6 protein-coding genes are annotated in these 7676 nt (G+C 36.3%); 1 reads left to right on the forward strand and 5 read right to left on the reverse strand.

Annotated elements, in window-relative coordinates:
• The first annotated feature begins 36 nt into the window (after nt 1-36).
• Entirely contained in the window at nt 37-957 is a 921-nt protein-coding gene (locus tag B4F08_RS11645; RefSeq protein ID WP_291374437.1) for a Dyp-type peroxidase, read from the forward strand.
• Nucleotides 958-1105: 148 nt separating this feature from the next.
• Here the strand turns inward: B4F08_RS11645 and B4F08_RS11650 are convergent, their stop codons facing one another.
• The 5 genes from B4F08_RS11650 to B4F08_RS11670 all read right to left on the reverse strand — a co-directional run.
• Nucleotides 1106-1723 carry a hypothetical protein gene (locus tag B4F08_RS11650; RefSeq protein WP_291374438.1) on the reverse strand — a complete coding sequence of 206 codons (618 nt, stop codon included), beginning with the start codon at nt 1721-1723 and terminating at the stop codon, nt 1106-1108.
• A complete protein-coding gene (locus B4F08_RS11655) occupies nt 1720-3243 on the reverse strand; it encodes a hypothetical protein (RefSeq protein ID WP_291374439.1) in 1524 nt (507 codons plus the stop codon). The genes B4F08_RS11650 and B4F08_RS11655 overlap by 4 nt, the downstream gene beginning before the upstream one ends.
• Entirely contained in the window at nt 3204-4064 is an 861-nt protein-coding gene (locus B4F08_RS11660; protein ID WP_291374440.1) for a hypothetical protein, read from the reverse strand. The genes B4F08_RS11655 and B4F08_RS11660 overlap by 40 nt, the downstream gene beginning before the upstream one ends.
• Before the next feature lie 4 nt (nt 4065-4068).
• Nucleotides 4069-4695, reverse strand: a complete 627-nt coding sequence (locus tag B4F08_RS11665) for a hypothetical protein (protein WP_291374441.1) — start codon at nt 4693-4695, stop codon at nt 4069-4071.
• Nucleotides 4682-7676, reverse strand: a 2995-nt coding sequence (locus tag B4F08_RS11670; RefSeq protein ID WP_291374442.1) for a type VI secretion system Vgr family protein, incomplete at its 5' end; no start/stop codon positions are given. The genes B4F08_RS11665 and B4F08_RS11670, both read right to left, overlap by 14 nt.

A 7676-nucleotide genomic window follows, 5' to 3' on the forward strand; every position in this document is an offset into this window, starting at 1 on the left:
AGCCAATAGAAATAACAATTTTTTTAGGAGCCATGAATGACCGCCCAATCTGTAATTCTACCATTACCTTCAGATCATGCCCGTTTTATTGTTTTACGTTTAAAAGATTTAAGTATTGAAGAACTTAAAGAAAAATTAGAAGATTTATTTTCAACCCGTGATCGTCTTATTACTCAACATCCACATGCTCAAATTAAAACAGCGGTTGCTTTTGGCCCTGAACTTTGGGCACAACTTCATCCTACAGCGCCTGCAGGGTTTAAACAGCTAGAGCCCATTTATGGTTCTTTTAATATGCCTGTCGCACCTGCGGATGTTTTAATTCATATTGCGGCTCAGCGTACCGATCTTTGTTTTTCCCTTAGCCAATCGTTCTTTGAAGGCATCCAAGATAAAGTGGATGTTTTAGATGAACGAGTCTGTTTCCGCAATTTTGATGGTCGAGATTTGACTGGGTTTATTGATGGTACTGAAAACCCGCAGTTCCCCGATGATCGTGCTGAAACAGCATTATTAGGTGATAATTCCGGAGTATTCGCAGATGGCTCTTTTATCTTTGCACAGCGCTATTGCCATGATTTGGAAAAGTGGAAAAAATTAAAAGTTGATGCTCAAGAGCAAGTCTTTGGACGGACAAAACTTGAAAGTATTGAACTAGATGATGAGGTTAAGCCTGAAAATTCTCACGTTGCACGTGTCGTGGTTGAAGACGATGAGGGCGAGGAAATGGAAATCCTACGTCACTCTCTTCCTTATGGCGATGGTAAAGGTGAGCAAGGTTTATTTTTTATTGCCTATACGAAAGATTTAAGCATTATTGATGCGATGTTATTGCGTATGTTTGGCACCAGCGGTGATGGAATTCATGACCGTATGCTTCATTTTGTAACTCCTGTTGATGGTGCTTATTATTTTGCACCGAGTGAGGAGTTGCTGGAAGAAGTCTTAGCAGATTAATAAAAAAATATTAATAAGCAGCTTTATTAGGCTGCTTATTAATTTAGAAAAACCAACAATCATTTTAACTTAAATAGAGATTATCTAATTTTTCTTTTCAAAAGAATTTTTATTACCGTTACATTTATATCAATAAAGTACCATTAATTCATTTTACTTGTTTAAAATAAACTTTTTTATCTTCAGAACACACCCCATAAAAAATTCCATAAAAGTTGTCTTTTACTGAAGAGTTATTTAGATAGTTATTACATTCTAAAACCAATTCTCCTGCAGACTTCTTAAAAAATATTTTTTGTTTTTGATAATATGGAAAATCCTCATATTCATCTTCCAAATAATAAATTCCTAATTTAAAGTTTTTTGATTCAGCTTGTTTACTTGCATAACCATTTTTCATAAAATCAATCCCACCTAAAGCCAAATTAATTTTATCAATATTTAAAATTAGCTCACTATCATTATTTCCATCTACTCGAGCTTTAGCCCATCCAACTTGAACATCTTCACTATAAATAATTTTATAATATAAATAAAAATCACCATTATTATCTTTAATATAAAATTCATCATGTGCGGGTTCAAGTTTTTTAAACAAATAATTATCTGATTTTTTGGTAGGTATGGAATTCTTACATTTCCCCGAATTTTCACAAATTTTATATGAAAAATATAGTCTTGTGTTACTTGACTTCAACTGATCCGCTTCGGTTGTACATGCATACATTAAACTAATTACAAATAAAAAAAATAATCTGTTCATCATTGAGTAATCTCTATATGCATAGCGCCTTCACCTGGTACATCTGCTGAAATAAAACCTGAAATAACTCCATCACTTAAAGCTTTCTGACAAACTGCTTTAAATCTTTTTCCTACACTATTCAAAGTATTCCCTGTTCCAAAACCATTACTGTTCATGCCTAAATCAATAATATTATTTTTTCTATATTGTTCTTCAGAAACACAATGTTTCGAAACTCTTTGTCCTTTATTTTGGAACTCAACAATTTTTTCAACCATTTTTTGGATGGTTTCCTCCTTTCCAAGCCCCTTAGCAATACACTCTTTTTTAACTTGTTTTACAGCCTCTCCGGGCCCAGCATATGCCGTTGCCTTGATATACATTGCTTCTGCCTGTGCCCTTGGTGTCCTGATTGTGCTTGTAATAAAAAGTCTATTCATATTTGCTTCTTTAGCTAGATAAGCTAACACATTCTTTGTTTTTTGACTTACAATAGTTTGTCTTGCTTGCTCTTTAACACCATTAAACCCAATCGTTACATCTAATACATTCGGAATAATAGGTTTATCTAATTTCAACTCAAAAGGCTTCATCCCTTTACTGATTTCCCCATCAAAACCAATAAACTCCTTTCCACCACTAGTAGCTATAATTTTTATCCTTTGGCCTATTTCTCCTTTATGTACTTTTTTTCCTAGACCATGAATACCACTTGAATGTCCTCTTTTCTTACCTTTATATTCAATTGAATAATTACCACCACTAAATAATTGATTATTTTTTTTATCATATGTATAGACTGTAAATTCAGCTTCCCCGTTATCATTAACTACAGTTTTTGGATGACCATCCCCACTAGTCGAATTTTTTTGATCTCTTTTAGGTGTGTGATCTGTATTCGACTTCTTTTTAGGGGCTGGTATGGCTTGAGCTGTACTACTTTTTTGTAAAGTATTTTCAGGGCTATCTGTTGTTAACTTTTTAGATGCCGATTCAATAGCACCCTTTTCAATATAAATTTCTCTTTGTTTTTTATTCTTATCTACTTTTATAGTACCAATATTAGTGCCATCTCTTAATTTATAATTTAACTGAAATCCAGGCATCGCCTTGACAGTAATTTTACCATTACCATTAGTAACTTTAGCCTTAGTTTGTCCTCTATAATTTTGTATCAAATTTAAATGGCTTATAGGCCTCTTTGAGCTATCATCATGATAAAAGATAATATCAAATGAATGTAAATCTATCTTTACTACTTGCTCTTTCACTCCATGTGAAACGGTGAAATATTCAAGAACTTGACGAGAGTCCTTCCCACTTATTTCAACAGAAATTTTTTTTCCTGATGTAGCAACTATATTTTTTTCAATCCCATCTGTTCCAACCAAATGCTTTTTATCATTTCCGTTATATTTTAGAAAATATGAAAAATTAGGTATTCCTTTATTTTCACTATCTACTATTTTAATATCAAAATTAACATCTGATATATCACTATCTATTTTCTCTTGATCTGCTTTTTTTTCTTTATTTTGCATACTTGGTTGTTTTTTTCTATTGGAGGTGGTGCTTGATTATGCACATCTGTTTGCGACTCAATTCCTCCTTTTCCATTGTTTATTACAATAACTGAAGCATAATTTTTACCATCTCCCAACAAGGATATTTCTTTATTATTTTTATCTTTTACTAAAATACCATTGACCTTAAATCTAGCCCCCATATAGTTACAAACTTTAAGTTTTTTTATCTTCCCTTTTTTATCTACAATTAAATCTTTAAATAAAGGTACTGGCTCTTTATCTTTATAGATTACATCAACCATTGCACCAACTAATGGATTTCCAGAGTTATCTACAAATGATATATCAAATACTGAGGTTATGATCTTATACCAACGCATATCATCTTTTTCCGTCCCTAATATTTTAACTTGATGAGTTGGATTTGATTTGCTCACTACAAAATCAGGAATTAAAGAAGGATAATTAGATGGATCAGATTTATGCAGTTCTGCCTGTGCCTTAGGACTATAATAATATACAACCCCACCTGTAAAATCAGGCTCAGTACCATTAAATATTGGCTCTACAGCTCTAATCAAGCTCATTAATCTGGGTGAAATATCACCAGAATCTAAAGCTTTTTTAGCCCTTCTATATGGCGAATTTTTTTGAGTATAAGCATCATACCCTGTTCTCGTAACGATTTGTAAGATATTACTCCATGACTTCCAATTGGCAAAACCAATTCTATTTCTTATTGTATGTGCAATAGCTTTCCATGAAGTTTCACAACAATTTTCAGCTTCACCATTAATAGTTGCAACAAATATTTTAAAATCCTCACTATAATTCATTTTATTACTCACAAGTTTTCTTAATTATTTTATTAAAGTATAAAGTATTCCCGTCTTTATCTATATCTGCCAACATTGCTACCAAATATAATTTACCTTTATTATCAAAATATGTTTTTTCCTGAAAAGAGTTATATATAGCAATATCTATTGGAACGTTATCGAATTCTTTATTTTTTAAATCAGCTATTATTTTTTTATTTTTACTGAACAATTTTCTAGCATAGATAACTTTCTGCTTAGAATCACTTTCTATTAAACAGTTATTTTTTTTATCTAAAGCAATAAACTCTTTAGTTTGATCTTCATTAATTTTACTTATAAAAAAGTGATATTGACATGGTGAACCACAACTACCATATGCATGAAAAATACTTTCATTTACTTTATCAACCTGAGGGTACCTCATATTTCTTAAGATAAAAGTGGTCTTATTATTATAATTTTTCACAATATCACAATACTCTTGATCATGACCTTTACATTTCAATTCAACACTCAATAAATCTTTTGCATAGATATTTGAACCAGCAATACCGCCACTAAATATAAGTGTAAAAATGATTAACTTTTTAATATAAAATCCCAGAAGTTCTACTCTCTTTTTATTCAAAATTTCAATCATGCTCATGCTCCTCTCCACAACAGCATCCTGCAACTTCATCTTCATCCAAAGACTCTGTCTCTTGTTCAAGAATTGAGTCTTTAATTTCTGTCAAATATGCACCTGGCACTAATGTAAGCTCTACATTATCAACAGCATCACTATAAATACGTGCACTGCTTTGCTGCTCAAACTCATATTCAGCTTCAATTTTTTTAGAATGATTTATTAATTTATATTTCATATTTTTCAATATATTCGGATCAAAAATTTGGCTCAGATCAAATCTCATACTATACATTCCACTCTCAGGCATTTTAGGTAATTCAGCATTTACTGTGGCCCCACCCACAAAACTATGCTGCCCCGCCTTACTTTCAAACTTTCCACCTGTTGTTGTAAAAATCCCATCGCCGTTGATTTTGAGCTGCGAACCACCAGCAGTGAGCACAATTTCTTTCGGACTGGTTATTTCTATTTTATCTTCAGTTGAAATTAGCTTAATCACCTTACGCGCAATCGCCTCTATCGCATCATCTTGCGCCTGTAATTCAACTTTTCCTTTTGCAGCAAATGCCTTTAGCCCTTTTTGCGCAGCAAATAAGCTCACTTTATCCTGTGCATGCGCAATAATATTCTTCTGAGCACTTAAGTTAATGGAGCCCTGTGCGCTTTCAGCGATGTCTTGAGAAGCCTGTAAAACAATATCTTCAGGCGTCGTTAAGGCGATACCATTGGGGGAAGCCAACAGCATTAAAGCCTGACGAAAGATCTTCGCTTGAGCTTGTTGCTGGTCATCCTGAGCGTTCTCTAGTCCTTGGGTATAACCTTCCATAAAACCTTGCATTGAACCCAATGCCTGCATGGGATTAACATCCAATTTACTGCCTTTATTGAAGGTTCCACAGACACTGGTCAGGTCAAAGTCATTCATCTCGACATTAGCAATCACTTTGCCGATATCTTTTAAAGCGGAGAAGGGATCCGCATTCAATTTTTCTTTGACACTTTGCAACTGACTTTTCAAAGCATCTGAGCCGTGTTCTTCGAGATTATCAATAAAGGCTTTTAAGTTTTCAATTGAGTTATTCGCGTCTTGAAAGAAGTCTTTAAATTCATTGATCAAATTGTCTGTGTCTTGACCAATTTTTTGAATATCCTCAATGAAGCCACCACAGCTTTTTAGTGCCGAAATCGGATCTTGACTAACTGCCGTTTTAAATAAACCAACAGTTGCTTGGAGTGCTTGATTGGCTCCTTTTAACTCTAAAGATTGAATCAACTTAGGCAGACGATTGACGACATTCAGTGCATCAGTCTGTTGTTTAACAGCCAAAGTACTCAGCATGTGCATACTGTCATGACCTTGTTGCAAGATGGACTGAGCTTCTGATGCAGCCAAATGATCTGCGACCGCTTGATCCTGAGCATAGGTACTAATCAAGAGACCCTTACCTGCACGCATGGCTCCCCATTGATCCGTTCTTAGCTCAAACCCCTCACCACGCCCATCACTGTTTTCAGTTTTTTTTGGATGACTCAGGTTACCAAGGTTGAGCTGACTCGCTCCATGACTACTGTGTAACTGCACACTAATTTGCCCTGTCGTATCATCAAAACGCAGTTGGTTAAAACCTTGCCCTGCAACCTCTTGTGAACGAATACCACTGAGCTTCTTCGTTGCAGGCAATGTTCCCTTTACATCAAACATGGTTTGGTGACGCTCCGCTTCATGAATCCGCCCTACGACAAAGGGTCGATCAACATCCCCCTCAAAGAAGTCAATAACCACAATTTCTCCGACACGCGGATGAAAACGTGCGCCATATCCCTCACCCGCCCATGGGGTCAATACATCGACCCAAGCCGAATCTGTGTCATTGTCATTTGCCCCCGCACCACCATCATGGGTATGGTCATCACTACGGGTAAACATGAAGCGAACTTTAATCCGCCCCCATGCATCCACATAAATTTCTTCCCCTTCAGGCCCGACGACTTTGGCTCGTAAAGGATAGGCTGCTGGACGGTGTATCCACGCTTGATATTCAGGAACAATTTTGACCTCACGGCGTACGACAAAGAGTTCATTGGCTTGTCGTTCCTCACTCAAACCCTGCCAGCGACTCCCTTTTAGTAACAGATTGATTTGCTGTAGCAACTCTTTGGGTAAATTATTTTGGTTATAAAAGACTTTGCCTAAAATGAGAAATTCACGCTCTACGGACACATGCTGGTCTATTTCAGGATGATCAATCATTTCAAACCAATAGCCCACTTGCGCATCGCGAACGCTACTTTTTGCTGTGAAATATTTGGCCTGAAGCTCGTGATATTGGTTCAGTTGTTGGTTGAGACGATCTAGTTGACTGCTATTGGCAAGCGTGACCTGATCTTCACCCTGTAGATCAGCCGTCCATGCTGGACTGACACACCAGACTTGTTCCAGGCCCAAGCTTTCATTGTCTTGTTGATCACTGTGCTGATGCACACTCAATACAGCCTGACTCTGATCTTGTGCTAAATGTTGTGCTTGCCAACGCTGCGTCTGTACCGTGGTGGACTGTAAGTGACGTTCAGCAATAAAACTGGTGATGCTATCAAAAGGCTCGGTGGCATGGCTGCGGTGGAAACGAATCTTTCTGCGGCCCAGCGCTGTAAAAGATTGATTATCATCAATCAAACGAAGTTGCTGTGCCTGAATCGGTTCGGACGAACTGAGCACCATCGGGGCTTGTTCATCGATCAACCAGTTCATCCCTTCACTCCGCCATAAGCGTGTAAGAAACTCAGCATCGGTTTCATTGGACTGCATAACAAAGGGGCGTACATCATAATCACGACTTAACCCGTCTAAGTTTAGGCTTAAGCTGGCTGCAAATAATGTACTGTGACTTTGCCATTCGCTAAACAGAGTTTCAGTGATTTCACGAACACTTTTACTCATAAACACGCGACTGTTTCTGCGCTTATGCCACAGCGCAGTTGCATCTTCAACGGTAAGTTTA

It is taken from the genome of Acinetobacter sp. UBA6720, assembly GCF_002454215.1.
In the GTDB taxonomy this organism is placed as follows: Bacteria; Pseudomonadota; Gammaproteobacteria; order Pseudomonadales; family Moraxellaceae; genus Acinetobacter.